Genomic DNA, 22652 nt, shown 5'->3' with positions numbered 1-22652 from the left:
TCGTTCAGGAAAAACATCATGAAAATCGGTGAACCCGGATACTTTGTCGAATTCCCAGGGCAGTCGGTTTTCCGAGTCACGGCCGCCGAAGGTAAGGTGATGTCCGTCGTGCCCCAGAGCTCCGACGACAGCGCCGAGGCGCCGCGTCGGGAACAGCTCGAGGGCACGATGACACAGGCGTGGCTTCATGTTGTCTCGGAAGACGTGTCATGCACTCAATCAGTATTGTGTTCTCTGTCCGGTACCAAGCTGACATTCGCCGAAGAGTATGACGAGTGTCAAAAGCTGATAGCCGATCAGCTTTTGGCAGGCTCCATTTCAGTACCTGCCTTCTTCGACCTCGCGACAACGAGACATATGGCGGCGGCGGCTGGAGACCGGAACGAACAGTTGCCCTATTACGCCGTTGCGGCACGCGCTTCCTCTGGAGCGTCTGGAACCAGGAAAAGACTGGTGGCAGGTCTGGCCGCTTTGGTTCTCGCGGGGGCAGTCGGTTTTCTCTGGCTGCAGCAGCATTTGACGATTTCCAACACGTCCAGCCTGGTGACGTCCGACTACAAGCTCGTCGCCAGTCCCGTGACCGGGACTGTCGTGTTCGTCAACGACGAGAAGACCATCACGGCTGGTGAGCCGATTTTCGGCATCGAAGGGACATCGGGCAGGCCGGTTATCGTGAATGCGCCGATCAGCACCGCCAACTTCGAAGCGGTCGCGTCACCAGGAGCGAGAGTTGAAAGAGGAAAGGCTCTCGGCCGCATTGCAGATGAGAACGCTGCACCGCAGCTGGTCACTTATGTTCCCTTCAGTGAAGCGATTGCTATTGCGAAAGGCGCGGTAGCGCAGGTGAACTTTCGCGACAACAGTGTCTTTTTCCTGCCTCTCGGCCTCGATGACATTCACCAACCGGTCAACGACAAGGACACGAGCGACCCGCTGATGAAGGTTCAGGTGCAGCTCCCTGACGACTTCCGGAACCTGGTTGGCCAGACAGCCTCGATCCAGATCAGAAGAAACGACACCTTCTACCAGAGTATATGCGGACTTGCCGGAGCGGTGCCTTCCCTAACCACCTGGTGTGGCCCGGCAGAAGACAAGGCGACGTGAGGACATGTGCTGGACAGGAAGATACCTGCCGACGCTGACATGCAAAGTGAGACGAATGATGTTTCAAGCTCCAATATTCGCAAATGCGACACGGCTGGTATCGGCCGCAGTGTTTTCAATCCTGGCAGCCTCGACAGCAGCAAATGCGCAAGGGCCGGCGGCGAAACTGCGCAATATCTTTACCTGTCCGGACCTCGCCGAACGGAGCCTGGCTCAGGGTCTTACGCATCCACTGGTTCAAGGCTACGGCGGGGCGTTCTATCGGGTAAGCGCGGACCTGCGAGATTTCTATCTCTACTCACGGTCCAATATTCAGTATTTCGCGCGGCTAAACGAAGTCCTCAAGTCCAGAGACATCGACCTCACCCTGGTTTTCGTTCCTCCCAAATCCTTCATGGACGCGGCTTTCGTGCCCGAGGAAGTCTGGAAGGAATACGATTTCGATCGTGAAATGGCGACGCAGACCTACAAGCTTCTGAACGAAGACCTGACCCGTGCCGGATTGCGCAGCGTCGATTTTCTGAAGTTGAGGGACCATTTCGTCGAGGAAGGCGAAGAAAGCTTTTTCTTTCTGCGCGATTTCCACTGGATGCCGAGAGGTTCGCGGGCGACGGCCAAGGTCGTCGCAGACGCCCTGAAACAGACCGAAGCCTACCAGGACCTGAATACCAAGGAGTTCGAGACCGAGATCGTCGATGCGGAGCTCTTGCACCTTGCGGGCATGCACAAGATCGTCGACACGCTTTGTACCGGGCCGGCCGTCCAGGAATATATGGTTCGATATGAGACGACCGAAGCTCTGAACGATCTCGACTCGCTGCTTGACGACGATGCGACACCTGTCGCGCTGATCGGCACGAGCTTCAGCGACGAGATCAACCCTTACAATTTCTCCGGATTCCTGCGCGAGTTCATGCAGGTCGAGATCGCCAGCTACGCCATCAGCGGCGGCGGGATGGAATCCTCAGTCCTCGACTGGACGCACAACGCTCTCCCGGAAAGCGAGGGAACGCGTTTCCTTATCTGGGAATTGCCGATGACGGCCGGCATCGCCCGCTTTCCCGAGGTGACCTTCCGCCAGATCATTCCGGCTGTTGCAGGGTTTTGCGAGGCTGACAGACAGATTGCCGAAGTGGCGTACGATATCGAGCCCGGCGGTGCTGTCACGATGGATCTGGAGGAGCTTGTTCCCGATCAGGATCATCTCATCGGATCGGACTATTATCTCGCCATGAGCCTGTCGGAGAGCGACGTCCGCAGCTTCGCGCTCGAAATCTCCCAACGCGACGGTTCATCCGAGAACGTGTTGATCAATCGTCCTGAACGCGTCACCAGTTTCAGTTCCCTGTTCTTCGAAATGTCCCAGACACAGATTTCCCCGCTGCGTTCCATCACTGTGAAACCCGGCGGCGAAAAGGCCTTATCAGGCACCCTCAGCCTCTGTCGATATGGCTCGTCCAACTCGTGAGAGAAAGCATAATCATGTTCAAGTACTCGTCCAAACAGGCATCCGCTCTGGCGCTTGTGACCCTCTTTTTCGCGCTGACTTTCGCGGCGCTTCTCCCGGCACGTGCGGGTGACGAAGGACTATATGACAGTCCTCCCCCTCCCGGTTCCTCCTTTGTCCGTATCATCGACGGCCAGCGCGCATCCGGTGTCGCCAGTGTCGGCTCGGTCGAATATTTGCTGACCGAAGAAGGTCTTACGCCTTACAAGATCGTTCACGCCGGAACCTATGACCTGTCGATGCGTGATGCGTCCCCAAGCTTCAGCTTCGAAGCCGGCAAGTTCTATACGATCGTGGCAGCAGCAGGAACAGAGCCTGTGCTGGTCGAGGACGAGCCAATCAGCAATCCTTCCCGCGCTGGCCTGTACTTCTATAACGCCACGGGTACCTCCGACGTCGATCTCGCACTGGTGCTCGGTGGCAAGGCAGTGAAGGCCTTCAAGAATGTTTCCGCCGACAGCGAAGCCTTCCGGCAATTGAAGGCGGCAACCGTGGGCTTTGAAGCTCAGCAGTCCGGCAACGCCTTGGCAGCCGCAGACGAATTCAGCCTGAAGCGGAAGATCGGCACGACCGTGGTCCTCTTCCAGGATTCGGGGAACTACAAACTTCTGGTCAGCAACAATTCCCTGGAACAATGACCGATCCCGGGCGGGAAGCTTGCAGCTTCCCGCCCTCTTTCCAGTTTTCAGTTGACGTGGTGTACGACAAATGGATTTTCTCAGGCGCGCACTTTCGGTTTCTTTCAGCACCGAAGCACTTCCGGCGACCGCTGTTTCCTTGAGACGCCTTGCCCTGACGACAGTCTGCGCGCTCGGTGTCGGCGTCACGGGTGTCTCTCCGTCTATCGCCGCTTCAAAGAACGAAAAATTGTTCGATGTGATCGGTATCTTGCCGCCGGACCTCGATTACAAGGCCCTCTGCGAGCGGGATTCTGTCCGCGTGCCTCTGATAACCGACTGGGAACAATGGAACGGGGAGAAAACGGATCGCAAGAGCGACGATCTGTTCAAGATTGCCCGCGAATACAGCAAGGGCAGCGATCGCGTTTTTGCAGACCCGGAAACGGCCAGCAAAATCCTGGCTTACCTCGAGACGAACCGGCACGATTTCGAAGTCGCTGAACTGCGACTGGCGCAGGCGGAGAACGTGCTCAACGCCCAGAAGGACGCCTTTAGCCAGGAAGTGATCGACAGTTTGCAGCAGGCGATCGACGCCGGCTCCGTGAAAGCGGCCACCCTTATGGCCCGGTATATCGGCCCGGAAGCACCGGCGAACCGGCAGAACCTCGAGGAAGCGGCCCGTCTTTATGCAGCTGCGGCACGGGCCGGTAATCTTGAGGCGGAACAGGGGCTGATTACACTTGCCAATACCGGCAGGCCCGAATTCGCGATGACGGTCGCGGAAAAACGCGCTCGCATGACCAATGTCCTCAATCGCATGATTCAGGAAATCGTCAACGAGGGCACTTGTTCCTATCTCTCTCAGATCGGCAATCTCTACCTTCTGGAAAAATATATTACCAAGCAGAATGATGTGGCTCTCGCGTGGTTGCGGATCCAGGCGCAACTTGGAGACGGCGTCCTCGCCGAACTGCTTGGCCGGCGCCTGAAGCTTGGCCGCTTTTTCGACTATAATCAGGAAAAATCAATCGAACTCTTCAAGATCGCCGCGGAAAAGGGACGCCCCAAAGCGATGCTGGAAGTCGGGCAGGCTCACATCAAGAGCCTTATTGCCAACGCGTCGGAGCAAATCGGAGAGGACTACCTGCTTAAGGCTGCGGAAGCCGAGGTGCCCAAGGCATATGAAGTCCTCGCCAAATATTATCGCGGCTCCTATGGGCACCGGTTCCAGCCGGAACTGGCTGCGAAATTCTATGAAAAGGCGGCGGCAGCAGGCGAAAAACGGGAAGAAATGCTGTACGGCCTTGGCAAGCTGCTGATGCTGGACACCCCGGTGTATGACCCCAAGCGCGCCCTTGCCGCATTTGAAGCGTCCGCGGAGCTGGGGCATGACGGCGCCGCTCGCGAAGCCGCCAATCTCTACATGCGTGAATTAATTCCCGGCCAGCCTGCGGACTACGTCAAAGCGGTCCGCCTCTACCGATTTGCCGCCATCAGCGGAGATTCCGCTGCAGCAAGAACTCTTTCCAAACTCTATCGCTGCGGCGAAGGCCTACCCTACAAGCACGACGTGTCCGAGACATGGATGGACAAGGCAGCCTTCCTGGGGTCTTCCGAGAGCATGTATGAACTGTCTCAGCAAATGCTGCGATCCGGAATGCTGAAACACGACGCCAAAATGATGGCGCGCGGCACGATGCTGCTGCGCAGAGCCGCTCACGACGGATCGGCGAAGGCTATCGCAGCGCTCGCCTTCGCCTATGAAAAGGGCACCGAGTATCTGCCCGCAGATCCGGAGCGATACGACCAGTTGATCGCCTACACTCTTCGAAACCCGTTTGATCATCAAAAGATCTTCCGGGAACTTGCCGTGCGCCGATTTACCAAGGACATGAACGAGGCTGCTCGGCTCGACATCATCAAGAAGACCGCGGGGGAGCTCCAGATAACGGACCTCGATCCGATTTTCGCGCAGACATTCGCAGCCAAGGCCTCCACTGTTAACGAGGCGAGCGACCAATTCCAGCTTGCTCACAATTTGCTGGAAACCGGGGCGAACCAGGCAACAACGCTGGAGGCGCTCGACCTGCTGGAAGAGTCTGCGGACGAGGGCTACGTGAAAGCAAAGATCGATCTCGTTCGCTTTTCCAGCAAAGGCTATACGGTCGACGCGCTGGCAGAAATCGGCCAGGAAGGTGTCTGCAGTGTCAGAGACGCCCTGGCTCTTGCATCCGCTTTCTCGGAAATAGGCAGCGATGAGGCGAATGCTTACAGGGATGACTGGCTTGCACGGTCCAACGACATAGCAAAAAACGACCCGCTCGCTGCACTCGACATCGGCATGGCTTACTGGAAGGGCGCCTTCGGAGAAGACCACAAGCAGCAAGCGGAACCCTATCTGGTAAAATCCCTTGAACTTGGTCAGGAAAAGCCGCTGTTTATCCTGGCCGAAGGCCATATAAAGGATGTCTGGGCGGACTCGGACCCGGAAAAAGGCGCAAAGATCTACAGAGACCTTGCAGCCTCGGGACGCGCCAACGCCGCTTATTCCTTGCTGCGCTTCATTTCGCAAGGCAAAGTGAACTCGAACTTCGATGAGATCGAAATGCTTTTGTCTCAGGTCAGGGCAATCCCTGACCTGCAATCCGAGCTCACCCCGCTCTATATCAAGCTTGCCGACCTATCCACGAAGGGAAAATTTGGCGATAGCAACGGCCCCCAGACAGTCTCCTTGCTACTGGATGCCGCGGAAAAGAGTGCCGATCCCGAGCTGTTCCGCAGATTGGCCGAAATCTATCTGAACGGACAGATGGGGATAGACCGGGATCTTGAGAGCGGCATGGAGTGGATGCTCAAAGCAGCGCAAGCCGGAGATCGCACTGCCGCCGAGCGTGTTGCCCGGTCTTACGAGTTCGGTTTCGTTTTCGAAAAGAATGCGTCCCTGGCTGCTGAATGGGACGAAAAAGCCAATTTCCTGCAAGAGTGAATGAAAGTCGAAAAATGCCAGTTAAAGCAATCGGCCCCGGTCGCCTGTGCATCCAGGGAGCGATGTTTGCCGTCACCCTTGCTGCCGCGTCCTGGACCTCCACTTCCGCGATGGCTGATGACGGCCGCATGATCGTCGCTATCAGCAATTCGAACTCTGTTGCCAAATCCCAGAGCGCTGATGCGCAAGGCCAGATGAAAATGCTCGCCTTCCCGTTCAAGGTGCGCGACGACGGCCCGTATCGTCAGCAGGAACTTGTATGTGCGAGACCGACACCGGCGCCTGTCATCGATCTTGATGTCGGCAGCATTTACACCCCCGGCGACGAGACCCATTCGAGGGTCGATCCGAAGGCACAGGAAGTCTATCTGGCAAAGATGAAAGCTGTACGGTCCTATGCTTCGGATGTCGTGCGCATGGCCAACAGTTTCCACGCCAATGGCGACCTTGAAGCCGCGGCCTGCGCCCTTACCTGGCTTCAGGACTGGGCAAAGTCGGACGCGCTTTCCAAATTGCAGACGCGGCAGGCCTATCTGACGTCGACGCGCGTCCTCTCCGGCCTGGCGCTTGGCATGATGCAGGTCATGCCCGTCGCCGATCAGATGAAGGATATCGATGTCAGGCTCATCCAGGACTGGTTTGTTCGCCGTGCAGAACCCCTGATCGAGGAAGTGTACGGTGACCCGGAGGACCGTGCCTCGAACCGGCAGAACCATCGCTACTGGGGGGGATTGGCTGTCGCTTCAATTGGCGTCGTGACCGGCCGGAAGGACTTTCTCGAGTGGGGCGTTGAGAGCTACCGCCTGGGTGTGTGCGAAATCGCGGACAACGGGACGCTTCCGCTGGAACTGGCACGTGGCAAGAGGGCACGTCAGTATCATAACCATGCGCTCGCACCGCTTATCCTGATTGCCGAAATCGCGGAAAGCAACGGCATTGATGCCTATTCATTCTGCGATTCTGCGATCCATCGTCTTGTCCGTTTCCTGATGACATCGGTCTTCGATGAGAGCGAAATCGAAAAGATGACGGGCCATAAACAAATACCGATCCCGAAACGTCCGGGCGGGTATTACCGGGGGGATCGGTTTGCGTGGGCCGAACCCTACAGGGCTCGTTTCCCGGACAAGGCGGAAGTGTTTCGCATCGACGATCTGAAACTACGCAGACCGCTCTATTCGACAAATCTGGGTGGGGAAACCACCACGCTATTTGTACGCTGAGTTTACGGTATTTAACGACGGAAATGGGCCAGCAATTGCCGGCCCCTTTCTTTGTTTCAACCGCTGACCGCTTTTCTAAAACAGAAAATCGCTCTGGTGCAGATCGGCCAATCTGAAGTCGTCGAGAATGATAGAAGCTCCGTTATCGAATTCGATTTGCACGCCATCGCCATAGGCAGAATAGTCCAGGTCCTTGAACCCGCCGATGTCCATGCCGGACAGGTCGATCAGATCTTCACCGCTTTGGAAATCAAGGATACGGTCCGTCTCGCCTTGGGACATGGGCAAAAAGACGAACTGATCTGCTCCTTCGCCGCCAACGAGCCTGTCATTTCCCGAACCGCCGACGAGTACGTCATCATCGTCGCCGCCATCCAGAACGTCATCTCCTGCGCCACCTTCGAGAAGATCGTTACCGGTCGCACCGTAGAGCCGGTCGTTGCCGTTATCGCCATACAGCTTGTCGGAACCGACCTCACCGCTCAGCTTGTCGTCGCCGGAACCGCCGTGCAACTCGTCATGACCGGTGTCGCCGTAAAGAATGTCGCTGCCGGCATCCCCATACATCTGGTCACCGGCAGAACCGCCGTAAAGCTTGTCGTTGCCGTTGCCCCCGGTGATGTAGTCGGCCCCGGAATTTCCCTTGAGGGTATCGTTGCCGTCGCCGCCGTCGAGCCTGTCGTCGCTGTACCCACCTGAAATCAGATCGTCTCCATCACCACCCTTCAGGTCATCTTCACCGGAACCGCCGTAGAGCGTGTCGTTGCCGTCTCCGCCTTCTATCAGATCATTACCGACCCCGCCGTTGATCCAGTCGTGGCCGCTGTTCCCGTAAAGCCGGTCATTCCCTCCTTCGCCCTCAATGGTGTCGTCGTCCGATCCTCCATAAACGGTGTCGTTGCCCGAGCCGGATTTGATGGTGTCCTTGCCACTTCCTCCATTGATATAGTCTTCGCCCATGCCCGAAGAAATCGTGTCGTTGCCGTTGTTTCCGTAGATCACGTCGTGACCATGGTCGTCGATGATGGTGTCATCGCCGTCACCGCCCGTCACCTTGTCACTACCGTTTCCGGCGTAGATCAGGTCGTTGCCTTCGTCTCCGACGAGATAGTTTTCGCGGTCATTGCCGTGCAGTTCATCGTCACCCCCGCCGCCGGCCATGTAGTAAAGCGTATCTGAAGCGACCAGATAGTCGTCCGCATCATGGCCAACGACATAGTTGAGAATGATCGTGTTCTCGCCGTAGATGTCGGTCTCCACATGAGCCTTGCCGCCGGGCGAGATCGCTGTCCAGTAGCCGCGCACACTACCAGTGTTCTGATCCGGCTGATATTCCAGCACCAGCCTGTCGACGGTCACCGTGTTGGAGTGGTCGAAACTGCCGTGAAAATTGATGTCGCGATTGCTTTCGGAGATGTGGATCGTGTTGTTGTCTTCTGCATGCCACGATGAAAACAGGAAGGAATGGCGATTATTGAACAGCTCCAGGCTCGACAAACTACTGTGAAACGTCTCGTAGAGCTGGATGCCGTAGCCGTTACCCGCCGTCCCCTTGTTGTAGCTGCCGTTGGTATAAAGATCGTCTGCTGTCAGAGACAAACTGTTTTGAAACCAGAAACCATCGCTGGCGGCATTGATCACCGAGACGCCTTTGGTTTCGAAACCATAGGTACTGTAGACATGCATCCCTGCGGCCTGCGTGAATTCCGGTATAACATTCACGAAATCATTATGATTTGGGCTGTTCTGAAGGCTCGTCGGAAGATAGTCGCTGAGGTCGTAAGTGATGGTAAGATCCTGGACACTCACGTCTTCAAGCAGATCGACCTTTCCGACGGTCGCCTTGCCGGCGTCGAACTTCTGCCCGACCTCGTTTTCCAGATAGACTTTATTGCCTTTAACGGCGACGACTTTGACCAGGGTTTCCCGAAAGGGCGATATTGCTGCCTGGTCGGCGTCATACTCCGTGTCTCCACGGGACTGCAGGAAACTGGTCGTGTTCTCCTGGGAAATATAGAGATAGTCCCCCGAGGAAATCTGGCTCGCGTCCTTCAGATAAAGGACCGTCGAACTTTCATTCGTGCCGTTTGCGACCGTCGTGATGTCTTCCGGTATGGAACGCGATCCGACGACGATACCGTCGCCCGAGACGTCCGGATCAAGATCGAAAACCAGCTTTGTTCCGGCCTCGCTCTCACCTTTCAGCGTGATGTCCGGCCTGTCGATAACAAGACTGCCGGTAAACCGATGAACGCCATCACGAAGAATGACAGTTGATCCGGCCGGCGCATCTGCAATGAAAGCGTTCAGGACATCGACACTGACCCCTGTATCGACGTAGTAAGTATTCCCGTGCTGTGAAAACATAGTATCACTCGCTGAGGTAATACCAGAATTATTATAATTAGTATTTGTCTGATATGTAATGTTGGCATCATACAGCGTCTCGAGATCGATGTTTTCGAAGGTGATAACATCGTCGCCCGAGAGCTGAAGAACCACATTCTCCCCCTCCTGCCCTGCGAGGGAGAACAAATGATCCTGGTTGAAAAAAGAATATCCTCGTAGATCCAGGACATCCTCACCAACAGTAAAATCCCGAATTGTGATACTGTCGTGGCCCTTGTCAAAAATATATGTGTCCACACCACCACCGCCGGCAACGACATCGTCACCACTGCCCATATCCCAGACAGTATCCGCTTCGTTGCCGATCACGGTCTCGTCGCCGCGGCTCCCGGTGACATCGAAGTCCGACCCTTGCGCAAGGTGGAAAGTTACCGCGCCGTCTCCGCCTTCTGCACTATCTCCACCTTCTCCGCCCCGCAGACCGCGTAGCTCCAGTTCGCCAGCGCCGTCGATGACGACATCGCCTGTAGCCGCTTCCATGAGATCGACCCGATGGTATCCCTGCTGCGCAAACTGCAGGTCGATGCGACCGGCATCGGATTGATCGAGGATGTGAGCGTCAATCCGGACGACAACACCACCGTTGCTGGCGGCCGTCATGTCGAACCGGTCAATATTCTGCAACAAGGATGTCTGCCTGTAGTCCAAGACATACCCTGACGTCGACAGGATTCTGATTTCGTCGACTGCATCCGCTGATCCATATTCGGCATACTTCGCGAGAGCAGAAATATATAGATTTTGAATAAAATCAGGATCCAACTCTTGAATAGGGGTAATGTCCGACATCTGTTACTTCCCTCTGCCCAATTTTTAATCAGCGAAGTCTCTGCTGTACTGACTTTTTTATATGAAAATCAAATTACGACCCGGATAAGAGCGAGGATTCATTTATTTCTAGCGTTTTAACTTCTGATAAAGCTTTTGAGAGCTTTGCAAACTTGTTTGGATGAAACCGCGATTTCCGACATTTTCGCGTTCATGGCGCCTCTTGAGGGCACGGTCAGTCCATGCCCCGAATGCATCTGCTCGCGCGTGGAGATTGGATCTAGCCGTGAGGCGATTGCTGCGGCGGGCATTGGTGTCAGCCGTGAAACGATCCGCAATGGATGAACCGGTTTGGCCGGCATATCGTGCGCAGCCCTCGTCGGGAGCGACCAAGGCCCAAAAGCAAGTGGCATCCTGATGACGCCGCGATCGTCATTTGCGGAGTAAAATGCTGGCCCTGGCGGACTATTGGCGGAAATGGAGACGTGCTCGAAATCCTGTTTCGATGCCGCTGGAATGCCAAAGCGGCCAAACGATTCTCAAGCGTGCTGGTCACGTAGTTCGGCGAGCCCAGGGGTGTGCCGCCCCTCTCGTTGCATTGCATTCGCAAAATATTGCCGGGCAGTGGACAAGCTGCACAACTGCACCGGACCGGAACACGTCCTGGCTTCGGGCATCGCGCTCAAAAAGGATTGAAGTACAGGATTGAGAATTGCCATCGCCAGACTGGAAAGCAGCTTGAGTGTCTGACAAGACGTGATTTTTGAGGGGAGAGTTTGCATCTCCCCTCCCCTTAGTGAACGAACTACCGATCCTTTGGCATATAGAGGTCACCGCCGTCTCGATATCTGACCGCCATTTTCTCCATGCCCTCCTTCTGTGCCTCGGCACGGATGTCGTGTGAAATCCGCATGGAGCAGAACTTCGGGCCGCACATGGAGCAGAAGTGAGCGACCTTGTGGGCTTCCTTCGGCAATGTCTCGTCGTGCATCGAGCGGGCCGTTTCCGGGTCGAGTGACAGGTTGAACTGATCCTCCCAGCGGAATTCGAAGCGGGCGCGCGAGAGCGCGTCGTCGCGGATCTTTGCCGCCGGATGGCCCTTGGCGAGATCAGCAGCATGAGCGGCGATCTTGTAGGTGATCACGCCTGTCTTCACGTCGTCGCGGTCTGGAAGGCCGAGATGCTCCTTGGGCGTGACATAGCAGAGCATCGCCGTTCCAAACCAGCCGATCATCGCCGCGCCGATGCCAGACGTGATGTGATCGTAGCCGGGAGCGATGTCGGTCGTCAGCGGGCCGAGCGTGTAGAATGGCGCTTCACCGCACACGGCGAGCTGCTTGTCCATGTTCTCCTTGATCTTGTGCATCGGTACATGCCCGGGGCCTTCGATCATGACCTGGCAATCCTTCGCCCAGGCCGTTTTCGTCAGTTCACCAAGCGTTTCCAGCTCGGCGAATTGCGCGGCGTCGTTGGCATCGGCAATCGAACCCGGACGCAGACCGTCACCGAGCGAGAAGGAAACATCATAGGCTCTGGCGATGTCGCAGATTTCCTCGAAATGCTCGTAGAGGAAGCTCTCCTTGTGATGATGCAGGCACCATTTGGCCATGATCGAACCGCCGCGCGAGACGATGCCGGTGACCCGGTTGACGGTCAGCGGAATGTAGTGAAGCCGCACGCCGGCGTGGATGGTGAAATAATCGACCCCCTGCTCTGCCTGTTCGATCAGCGTGTCGCGGAAGATCTCCCAGGTCAGATCCTCGGCAACGCCGCCGACTTTCTCCAGTGCCTGATAGAGCGGCACCGTGCCGATCGGAACCGGCGAATTGCGGATGATCCATTCACGGATGTTGTGGATGTTGCGGCCTGTCGACAGGTCCATGACGGTATCGGCGCCCCAGCGGGTCGCCCAGACCATCTTCTCGACCTCCTCGGCCATCGACGAGGTGACCGCGGAATTGCCGATATTGGCGTTGATCTTCACCAAGAAATTCCGGCCGATGATCATCGGCTCTGCTTCCGGGTGGTTGATGTTCGACGGGATGATCGCCCGGCCGCGGGCAACTTCCTCTCGGACGAAATCCGGCGTGACGTAATCCGGGATAGCGGCGCCAAAGCTCTCGCCATCACGGCCAGACTCACCCCTCAGTGCCTTGCGCCCGAGGTTCTCGCGAATAGCGATGAATTCCATTTCCGGGGTAATGATGCCGGCACGTGCATAGGCCATCTGGGTGACCGCCTTTCCGGCCCTGGCGCGGCGTGGTGTCTTGAGGTTCGGGAATTCCGGGGTCAGACGCTCGCCACTGGCAAAGCCGTTGTCCTCGGGCTTGACCATGCGGCCCTCGTATTCCTCCGTGTCACTGCGGGCGGCGATCCACTCAGTGCGAAGCCGCGGCAGGCCCTTTTCGATGTCGATGGATTGGGCCGGATCGGTGTAGGGACCGGAGGCATCGTAGACTGCCACCGGCGGCTCGCCCGCAGTCGGGTGAACGGCAATCTCGCGCATGGGCACGCGGATAAACGGATGGATTTCACCCGGTTTGTAAACCTTGGTCGAGGCCGGCAGCGGCTCTTTGGTGATCTCGGACGTGATCGCCTTGGCGGGAAAATTCATTTGAGGCTCCAATCTTCAGGTTGGAGACCCAGTTCGAAGCCGGAAAGATGGACAGACGCCACAACAGCCCGCATCCGGGGCAACGTCAGACTTGCAGCGCTCGCACCGTCCCTACGCCAGTATGAACTGGATCAGGTTCAACGGGTCACTGCGCTGCCGTCTTGAACGGCCCAGCAGAATCTCAGCCCCTTGGCGGGACACCCCTGGTAACGTTTCCATCGACCGTCAAACAGGAGCGATTGTCAATACAAAGTGGGGCGATTCTCCGCTTTTTTAACAAGACTGGCTACCTCCCAAGAGGTTAGCCAAGCCTGGTGCCGCCACTCGACTTCCTTGGTCAATTCGCGCGTTTCAGCCCTTAATCATCTCGGCGTATCTCTTTGAAAAATGCCAAAGGTTCGGCTGATCACCGCTCACTCAAAAGAGAATGCGGCATCGGCACTTTGTTGAAGAAGCCAGTCTCGAAACAGCAAAGCACCTGGCTTCGGTGGCCTTTGCGCCGGCATGACGAGGAAAATCGTTTCGCCTGATCGATAGACCGACTTTAGCGGATAAACGAGGCGCCCGGCGCGCACATGGTCTTGCACCAGGTGTTTCCATCCAAGCGCAATCCCATGGCCATGAACTGCCGCTTCAATAGAGGCCAGCGCATCGGTGAAGACGGCATCGAGATCCAATTTTGTCACCGGGACGGAGTGATGCATCATCCACTTTTTCCAACCCAGACGCGTTCGGTGTCGCTCCTCAAAATGCAGAAGCGGGTGCTTGAGAAGCTGTGCCGGCGTTGAAATGGGGCCTCGCTCGCGCAGATACTCCGGGCTGCAAACCGGGAGGATCTCCTCGGTGACGAATTCCCAGGCATGGACGCCGGGCCACTCCCCGCGCCCGAGCCGCGCCGAAAGATCGATATCCTCGACAATAAGATCCTGATCGTCCCGGCTGCTTTCGGCAATGTGGAGCGAAACGTCGGGATACTTTGCCTTGAAACCTTTCAGCCGCGGCAACAGCCAAAGCTGAATGAACGAGGTCGAGAAGGAAACTCGCACCGTGTCCTTTGAAAGCTGACGTCTCAGCGAGGTCAGCACCATATGCAAATGGTCAAACGACTGCTGGATTTCCTTGTAGAACCGCAACCCCTCCGCCGTCAGTTCCAGGCGCTTGTGTTCGCGCCGGAAAAGCTGAAGTCCGGTCGCCTCTTCCAAAAGCTTGATCGTTTTACTGACCGCTGGCTGACTGACATTCAATTCTTCGGCCGCAGCCGTGAAACTGCCACGCCGCGCGGCAGCTTCAAAAACGAAAAGATAATTGGCCGAAGGAACAAGCGAGCGTAACCGATGCATAATTTCAGGTTATGCCAGTTTGCATTTTTTGCAACGTTACAAGCCGGTTTTGCGGTCGGTAATCTCACGTTGAAGCAACCAAAGGAATGACCCCATGCGAACTCATGCTCGTGCTGTCGTAATCGGTGGCGGCTGCGTCGGCGCAGCAATTCTTTATGGCTTGGCAAAACGTGGTTGGACGGATGTGGCTCTTCTCGAAAGAACTCAGTTAACCGCAGGTTCGACCTGGCACGCGGCTGGCCTTATTCCCTCTTACGCGCGCAATATCAATGTCGGCCGGATGATTGCGAAAACGATCGAAATCTATGAGGGTCTTGAAGCCGAAACCGGTCAGCATGTCGGCTGGCACAAGTGCGGCCAGCTTCGCATTGCCAATACAAGCGACCGGCTCGATGAATACAAGAGCTACATGAGCGTCGCCGCCGTACAGGGAATTCGCGCCGAGTTGGTAACCCCTTCCGAAGCCCGCGAACTCTGGCCACTTCTGGAAAACAACACCGATATGCTGGCCGCGCTTTATCACCCCGATGATGGTCATATCGCGCCGGCTGACGTCACGCAGGCCATGGCGAAAGGGGCACGCGACCTTGGCGCCAAGGTGCATCTCAACACAGAGGTAAAGAGCTTCGAGCGAACCCCAGGCGGGGAATGGAAAATCCACACAAATAACGGCGAGATCATCTGCGAACACATTATTTGCGCGACCGGGAACTACGCCCGTCAGACAGGTGCCATGCTTGGTCTCGAAATCCCCGCCATCCCCATTCTGCATCAATACTGGATCACGGATAAGGTGCCGGAAATCGTTGAGCGCAAGCATCAGGGTCTGCCGGAAATGCCAATCCTTCGCGACGAGGGTTTTGAGGGCTATCTCCGGGAAGAAGGCGACGGGCTCATGTTCGGCCCTTACGAAAGAACTGAACACCTGAAGCTCTTTGCCGAAAACGGCGTTCCAGAGTGGTTCGGCGCAGATCTCGTGGAAGAAGACTTCGACGCCGTTGCCTGGAACTGGGAAACAGCTATCGAGATGGTTCCTGCCCTTGGCCGGGTCGGCATCAAGGCCAATGTCCGTGGTCCGTTCCAAATGACTGCTGACGAATTACCGCTGGTCGGGCCCGCCTGGGGCCTTGAGAATGTCTGGCTTGCCGAAGGCGTGCCCGGCGGCATCCTGTGGGGTGGGGCGATCGGCTACTATCTGTCGGAACGCATCGTGGAAGGCGCCAACAGCCTAAACACGTCAGATCTCGATCCACGCCGTTTCGGCGATTACGCCAACAAGGAGTGGACGCGCCAGAAGGTGAAACAAAGCTGGGGCACCCATGCAGAACTTCACTTTCCGGGCCAGGACATGCCGGCCGCGCGCCCTCAAAAGACTGCACCATCCTATGACATCCTGTCGAAAAAGGGCGCGGTCTGGGGAGTGCTTGATGGGTGGGAAATACCGAACTGGTTTGCGCCTGAGGGCGTGGAAGCCAAGGACCAGTATAGCTGGCGCTGGACTGAAAAAGGCAATTTCGTCGGCGAAGAAGTCCACGCCGTTCGTACTGCGGTCGGTCTCGTCGAGATGACACCCATGACAAAATTCGAAGTTTCCGGCCCCGGGGCGGAAATCTGGCTCGACGGTATCCTTGCCAATCGGCTGCCGAAAGCCGGTCGCGTCAACCTCAGCCACCACTTGACCAAGACTGGTGGGGTCCAGGCTGAATATGTGGTTTCGCGTCTCGAAGACGGCAGCTTCTACATGATTTCCACACCGAGTGCCGAGCGCTGGAATTTTGATGAGCTCTCGAAGCTTCTGCCAAACGATGGAAGTGTGCAGTTGCGCAACGTGAGCAACGAGCGCGGATGTTTCACTGTCGTCGGCCCCAAGGCACGCGAGGTTCTGCAAGAACTGACAGAAATGGACCTGTCGAATGATGCCTTTCCGTGGTTCTCGGTCAAATCGGGTACGGTTGGACTTGCAACAGACGTGCGTATGCTCCGCGTGAATTACGAAGGCGAGTTGGGTTGGGAACTTTATCACCCACTTCCCTATCAGCGGCACCTACTGGAAGCGATCCTGACGGCGGGCGAGCCGCACGGCCTGCGGCTGATCGGCTATCATGCGCTGGAATCGCTCAGGCTCGAGAAGTCCTATCGCGCCTTGTATCGCGACATGAACCCCGAACTGACGGCCTGGGAAAGCAACCTTGACCGCTTCATTCGGCTGGAAAAGGCAGACTTCATCGGCAAGGCGGCCCTCGTCCGTCAGAAAGAAGCGGGCATAAGGCAGCGTTCCTTCACCATTGCGATCGATACAGAAGGGGCAAGCGCACTCACCCACGAGGCCGTTTACCACACAGGCAAACTTGTCGGTCGCATCACGTCCGGGAGCTATGCCTATACACTCGGCCATGATGTCGCCTTCGCCCTTCTGCCCGTTGAACTGGGCGTTATCGGAACAGAACTGGACGTTCCCATTCTGGGTGAAATGTGCAAAGCACGGGTAATTTCTGAGTCCCCTTATGATCCTGGGAACCTTCGCTGCCGCATGTAAGCCTTTTCAACGGAAACAAGAAACTGATGAAGCTTCCAGTGACAGTGAGGCCGTGTCTTTAGATTTGGCTGCTGATGGTAACGTTCAATCGAAGTAGTTGACCCAGCCGATCACTTTGCCGCTGCTGCCCTTTATCTCGTCGTTGAATCGAATTCCCTGCAGCGATCCGATGTTCGGCGCGGCGGACCGTGGAAACCGGTTCTCGACGACATTTTTCACCTGCGCACCGAAGGAGTGCCAGGCCAGTCGACTGATGCATTTGGGTTTGGCGACCTTGGCGCCGCCGGTGCCGCCAATCGCTAATTTCATCAATTTGAAGGTTTGCTTGGCTTCTTCGGCCAACGCTCTTTTCGCTGCACTTCGTGCATTCTTCAGGCATTGGCCGTCGTTGAGTGTGTTTTCTAAAATGATGAGGTTGAGGCCGAAATTCATCAGGGCGATTCCTTTGACGCCCGCGTCATTTCCCAGATACGTAATCCAGTTTACCTCAAGCTTGTGTTCTTTCCTGATCGCATTGTAATTGAGCGGCTGCTCGATCCAGGAATGGATCGCTCCACTTGCTGTGGCGTTGTGATGATTTACGCAATGGTTTGCAGGGTCGTTCGTCTTCCAAACGATAAAGATCAGCTTGCGGTCTCCGTCTGTCTTGTTGCTTATGAAGGCTGCAGCCTCGCGCTTGTGTTTCGGTGGCTTCGATGCCCATGACTTGACGTCAGAGCTGATGAACGCGTTGCCATCGAGCTTCGACATTTTGTAGGGCCGCCACACAGCCTCTTCGCCAGGGTCAACCGGCGCCGGTGAAGGGTTTCCATATGCACTGACGAACATGTCGTGATAGCTGAGCCATTCCTTCGAAAGTTCGTCAAAATTCTTCATGCCTTTTCTGATCCCGGACGCGCGAAGTTCGGGGTGGTGCCAGTAGAAGACCAGGTCGGCGAGTTTGGAGGGATCGTCGATACCTTGTGAAAGAGCCTGCGAAATTGTCGCTACGATTGCGCTGGGAAAATCAAATAGATTCATGAGAGATCCTTCATGCTCTGCTTCAATCACTTTTCGATTTCTGAATAAATTATTGAAGAAAAGTCCATTACTTAAAAAAGGACGTATTTTTCTGTTTTTTATTTTAAGTAAGTGAAAATATCAGCTACTGATACTTTGTAGCGTGATGGCTTCAGCCTTGGCCATCACGACGGCCCACGCGCGGCGTTGTAGCCGTCGATGATTGCGTCTCTCAGCCCGGCACCGGTATTCCCTTTGCGCGAGTTTGCGATTGCTGCCGCGACATAGCCATTCGGAAAGACGACGACCTCGGCCGTGGCTTGTCCGCCCCAGCGGCTTCCATTGTGGGAGATAGCCCGTCCATCGTTCGTTCGCGGACGACTTGCAAAGACCAGCCGGTCATCACCTGCGGAAAACATGAGCTCGTGGTTGTCGTTGATGACTTCACGGGTTGAAACGATGCGGTGCACGACCTTCGACAAGGCGCGCGTCGAGAGGAACCATCCCCCGATCGCACAAGGGCGGCCGGCCTCGGTCCGGTCGATTCCCGTTTCGTCCATCGGTCCGTCATAGTAATAGGCGCCACGCTCGGGATCGGCGAAGACGTTGCAGCCTCCGATCACGCCAACAGGCTCGAACAGGGTCTTTGCCACGATATCCCGGTATCGATTGTAAGCATGAACCTGGAGATAGCTCTCATAGGTGATCTCTCCTGGGGAGTACGCGTCCTCGATCTGTGCCCATTTTGCCGGAACGAGCGAAGCGGCACTGACGTTCCAGAGCGCAAACGATGTATTGGCGTAGCATCGCTTGGTCACCGGTTCGGGCACACAGGCATTTGACTGTGTTGCGATGTTCTGGGCACGCACGATGTAGGTTTCTGCACCAAGCTGATACCGTTCCCGCAGCGTGTATTTATGGTCCCAGAGTGTCTTGCCGGACTTGGCAAACCCCGCACGATGCTGCAGCAGGTTCCGGATGGTGACGGGTTGCAGGGAGGCATCGAGTTCGCTCTGCCAGCGCCGCGGCAGGTAGTCCTGGAACCGGTCCTCTAGCGAAACACCCTGAAGCGTTTCGGCCCGATGGATGACGGTTGCCGCTGTCAGGACCTTCGACACGGAACCGATGGCTGCCTGGGTACGACCGTTGAACCGCTGTTCTCCGCCGTTTTCGCAAGGTGACCGCGCATAACCGTGGTTGACCTGCGCAATGACGTTGCCGTTCTTTCCACGTAGCGTTACGGCGTAGCCCATATAGCGGTCGCCAAGCGCCTGAGCCACAACTGTCGCGAAGGCCGCCGTGTCGAAATTCTGCCTTTCCTGAACCTTGGTGAAAGCCGGTCTTTCTGCGGGAAGGTCACAAGCGCTGGCCGCGACCGGAAGTCCAATGGCAATCGTAGACATCAAAATGAGTTTGAACATGACAATATCCGTTTCCTGAAACATAACGAAACAGGAAAACTGTACGGCCGGCGGCCGGACGGATCATGGGTGAGCACACCTAATTTTCGCGTGCAGACTACTCAATTTCCATGTCTGGTTGATCTTCCGCCGCAACAATCCAGGGTTCGCTTTGAACGCGGAGAAGCACTTCCACCCTGTCCTTCGCTTGAAGTTTGGACAGGATTGACGACACGTGATTTTCGACGGTTCGCCGGGACCGGTTCATCGCATCTGCGATTGCCGCATTGCTGTTGCCCTTGACGAGAAGACGGAGCACCATCTGCTCCTTGGCCGTGAGCCCGTATGGGTGTTTGCGCGCAATTCTGTAGGGGCCGCGCCGCAGGGCCGAGAGGCCGCAGGCCCCGTTCCGGGCACGCATCCAGCGGCGGGCCGCGAGTGCACCCAGGGATTGCAAGAGCGCGTCCGCCTCCTGATGCAAGTGCGCCTCTCCGCTTACCGCAAGCGAACAGGCCGCCAGGTAATCGGAATTTTCCAACTGGAAGGCCCGGCCGGCATCTTCGGCATTCCCGTCCAGAAACAGTCTGACAGGCTCGGGAAGTTCAAGATCTGCTGACGTCTCCTCCTCCGGCAGCCCGGCAATCCGGGCCCAAAACATCGCCTCACCCCGCTTGCGGGGGCTCAAAAGCCTTCGGTCCAAAGCGTTCAGCCAGCTCCAGGCAGACACCGCGGCTTCCGGCGTGCCTTCAAGCACGGCCTGTTCGATCTCGGTGATCTTCATGACGGTCAGGTACTGGGGTTCGCCGATCTTCTCCGCAGAGGCAAGCGCATCTGCCAGGGCCTTGCCTGCATCGGCATCTCCCAGTCGCACAAGAGAGCGGGCGAGGACGATCTGCGCCGGCATGCGCATAAGCAATGTCTGGTTTTCCTGCCGAAGCACTCCGCGCGCAATGGTCACGGCCTCTTCAAAGCGCCCCTGTTCCAGGCGCAAATGCGCCTTCCGGCCGACAAGATAATAGGTCCATGCATCAAGGTCGTGCGCACTGTCGAAACTGATGCCGGCATCGATCAGGTCTTCGGCTCGCTCCAGGGCGCGCATTTCGATGAGGCATTCGGAGAGATTCGTATAAACCCGAGCCGCCTGCTCATCGAACCCGTTCTCCAGCGAGATGCCCAGGCTCTTCCGCAGCAGTTCCTCGCCCTCCGGATTTCCACGGAACAACAGAGCAGAACCGACGGTGTTCAGGGCATGCGCACAGGTTTCGACCTCTTTCAGGGGTTCGGCAAGCATTAAAGCTTCTTGCCCCCACTTCACAGCCTCTGTCATTTCGTCCTGGAGCATATGATATTGAGCGCGCAGGGCATAAGCCTTGGCCCGGGTCCCGTCCACGCTGGAAACGCTGTTTTCGAGGGTCTCGATTGCCTCTTCGATGTAGCGCCGGGCATCCTCGGCTTCGCCCCTGTACCAGTGAAGCCGAGACAGCCACCGGAGGTTTTCCCCGACCCGGTCCTCCCGTCCGGCCTCGCGCCAGAGTTCTACCGCCTTGCGGCGCGCGGCAATCACGTCGGCATCGATACCGAGCGACAGCCCGGCTTCATATGCCCAACGCTCGTTGATCTCGGCAGCCTCCTCAACACCCAGCCGGTCTGCAAGCTTCAGCGCGTGTTCAAGAAAGCGTGCGGCTTCTCTATGCGCCCCGAGATTCGCTGCGTTGTCCGCGGCAAGTGGTGCGTAACGCAGCAGAAGTTCCTCGTTTTCAGCACCGCGGGCGTGATGCACGATCATGTCGAGGTGCGAGGCCAGGTCCGCCTGCTTGCTCAAATGGTCCAGGAAAAACCTGTGGGCCTCGATCCGCCTCGGGTGGCCGAGGCGGTCGTAGAGGGCAAGGCGCGCAATCTCGTGGCGAAAGGAGAGTTTGCGCCCGCTTTCCGTGAGCAAGCCTTTTCCGATGGCCTCTGTCAGCGCGTCGTATCCATCCTCCGGCGGCAAGGCGAGTTGAACATCCAACGGAATGGCACCCGGCCAGCAAGACGCAAATTCCAGCAAACGGAGAACTTCCGCGGATGTGCCAGCAAGTCGTGCGTCGATCGCGTCGCCGATGGTCTGGGGAATATTGCCGCCATCGGTCGACTGCACCAGAAGTTCCGTCAGGAAGAACGGATTGCCGCCGGTGATTTCCAGCAGCCGCTCAGGGTCCAGGGATGTCGACCCCGCAAGAGCCTCAACCGCATCGAGGGACAGCGGGGCAAGATTTATCTGTTTTTTCCATGCCGGTCCGATTTCGCCCATCGCCGAGCGAAGGGGGTGGTAACCGGCTACCTGATCGTCGCGAAAGCTGCAAATCAGCAGCAAAGGCAGCATGGCGATCCTGCGGCCGATGAACTTCAGCCAGTCGAGTGTCCGCTCGTCCGCCCAATGCAGATCCTCGATGACAAGCACCACCGGCTCGCCGGCATGCGACAGATGCTCCACAAGTCCCCCGAAAAGCAGTGCTTCCTCATCGGGGGATTGCGCTGATCCCATGAGACCGGCAGCAATATCGCGAACGGGTCCGAGCGGACGCGGGGTGACCAGTGGATCGCAAAGGCCGACAGCCTTCCGAGTTGCCGGCCCCAGAGACTGCAGGAACTCGGATATCAGGGATGACTTGCCGACCCCTGCCTCACCGGCGACGAAGACGAGCCGTCCCCCGGACCTCGAAATGGAGTTCCGAGCCTCATCCAGAAACTTCAAATGCTCTTCACGCTCGAGAAGCAACCGACCTACCGGGAGACAGTTTGAAATGCAGGAAGAAATCTAGGCTATCTATATCAAGTCCATCAACGTCAATGTTGCCGAACCTGTAATAAATACCTGAAAATCCGACGTCTTCCTCTTCGTGTCGCCGAGGCCGCCCTGATAGGAGAGACCTTGGAAATCCTTCAATCAGGTGTTCATGACCTCCTCCGGATAGACATCCGGTTTCAACCTCGCCGGAACACAAAGCGGCCAGATAAAAACTTCCAGCTCCCTCACTGGGCCAGTCCATGCAGGGATTTGTGGAGGTGCAACTTGCCCTCCCCTGCCCTGTCGATCATGGCGCGGAAATATCCACCTGGGGATACGATTTGCTCCGGATCGCGCAAGGCTTTCTCCGCGACGACGA

Annotated in this window: 13 protein-coding genes and 1 riboswitch; of the genes, 6 read left to right on the top strand and 7 right to left on the bottom strand. The window is 56.8% G+C overall.

Annotation, left to right across the window (positions count from 1 at the left end; all coding sequences use genetic code 11):
- Positions 1-18 precede the first annotated feature (18 nt).
- The 5 genes from FMN63_RS27780 (at position 19) to FMN63_RS27760 (ending at position 7440) form a co-directional block, all read left to right on the top strand.
- Positions 19-1104 carry a hypothetical protein gene (locus FMN63_RS27780; protein WP_148587419.1) on the top strand — a complete coding sequence of 362 codons (1086 nt, stop codon included), beginning with the start codon at positions 19-21 and terminating at the stop codon, positions 1102-1104.
- 58 nt (positions 1105-1162) lie between these two features.
- Entirely contained in the window at positions 1163-2572 is a 1410-nt protein-coding gene (locus FMN63_RS27775; protein WP_162530138.1) for an alginate O-acetyltransferase AlgX-related protein, read from the top strand.
- Positions 2573-2586: 14 nt separating this feature from the next.
- Complete coding sequence (locus tag FMN63_RS27770) at positions 2587-3249, top strand: alginate O-acetyltransferase AlgF (protein ID WP_148587417.1); 663 nt, start codon at positions 2587-2589, stop codon at positions 3247-3249.
- A 70-nt stretch (positions 3250-3319) separates the two neighbouring features.
- Complete coding sequence (locus tag FMN63_RS27765; RefSeq protein ID WP_148587416.1) at positions 3320-6217, top strand: tetratricopeptide repeat protein; 2898 nt, start codon at positions 3320-3322, stop codon at positions 6215-6217.
- A 14-nt stretch (positions 6218-6231) separates the two neighbouring features.
- Complete coding sequence (locus tag FMN63_RS27760) at positions 6232-7440, top strand: alginate lyase family protein (protein ID WP_162530137.1); 1209 nt, start codon at positions 6232-6234, stop codon at positions 7438-7440.
- Positions 7441-7515: 75 nt separating this feature from the next.
- On the opposite strand, the gene FMN63_RS27755 is transcribed toward FMN63_RS27760, so the two are convergent.
- From FMN63_RS27755 to FMN63_RS27745, 3 genes are all read right to left on the bottom strand, one after another.
- Complete coding sequence (locus tag FMN63_RS27755; RefSeq protein ID WP_162530136.1) at positions 7516-10476, bottom strand: calcium-binding protein; 2961 nt, start codon at positions 10474-10476, stop codon at positions 7516-7518.
- A 946-nt stretch (positions 10477-11422) separates the two neighbouring features.
- Positions 11423-13231: a phosphomethylpyrimidine synthase ThiC gene (thiC, locus tag FMN63_RS27750; protein WP_148587413.1), complete on the bottom strand. Its 1809-nt coding sequence runs from the start codon at positions 13229-13231 to the stop codon at positions 11423-11425.
- Positions 13232-13321: 90 nt separating this feature from the next.
- Positions 13322-13446, bottom strand: a riboswitch (TPP riboswitch).
- Between the two features lie 198 nt (positions 13447-13644).
- The gene (locus FMN63_RS27745) at positions 13645-14571 is read right to left on the bottom strand and encodes a LysR substrate-binding domain-containing protein (RefSeq protein WP_148587412.1); all 927 of its coding nucleotides are present in this window, start codon (positions 14569-14571) and stop codon (positions 13645-13647) included.
- A gap of 94 nt (positions 14572-14665) precedes the next feature.
- Between FMN63_RS27745 and FMN63_RS27740 the strand changes: the two genes are divergently transcribed.
- On the top strand, positions 14666-17107 hold the full coding sequence (locus FMN63_RS27740) for a GcvT family protein (RefSeq protein ID WP_148587411.1): 2442 nt from the start codon (positions 14666-14668) through the stop codon (positions 17105-17107).
- Between the two features lie 84 nt (positions 17108-17191).
- Here FMN63_RS27740 and FMN63_RS27735 read toward each other — a convergent pair whose 3' ends face one another.
- The 4 genes from FMN63_RS27735 to repC form a co-directional block, all read right to left on the bottom strand.
- Positions 17192-18127: a hypothetical protein gene (locus FMN63_RS27735; RefSeq protein WP_148587410.1), complete on the bottom strand. Its 936-nt coding sequence runs from the start codon at positions 18125-18127 to the stop codon at positions 17192-17194.
- Positions 18128-18291: 164 nt separating this feature from the next.
- Positions 18292-19527 (bottom strand): serine hydrolase, encoded by a 1236-nt coding sequence (locus FMN63_RS27730; RefSeq protein ID WP_162530135.1) that lies wholly within the window; start codon positions 19525-19527, stop codon positions 18292-18294.
- A gap of 97 nt (positions 19528-19624) precedes the next feature.
- Positions 19625-22264, bottom strand: a complete 2640-nt coding sequence (locus FMN63_RS27725; protein WP_148587408.1) for an ATP-binding protein — start codon at positions 22262-22264, stop codon at positions 19625-19627.
- A gap of 254 nt (positions 22265-22518) precedes the next feature.
- Positions 22519-22652: replication initiation protein RepC (gene repC, locus FMN63_RS27720; RefSeq protein ID WP_286192789.1), on the bottom strand; the 134-nt coding region annotated here is incomplete at its 5' end.

It is taken from the genome of Stappia sp. BW2 (genome assembly GCF_008107695.1).
Classification (GTDB): domain Bacteria; phylum Pseudomonadota; class Alphaproteobacteria; order Rhizobiales; family Stappiaceae; genus Roseibium.
Note: the sequence above shows the minus strand (reverse complement) of the source record. Positions and strands in the feature narration are given on the sequence as shown.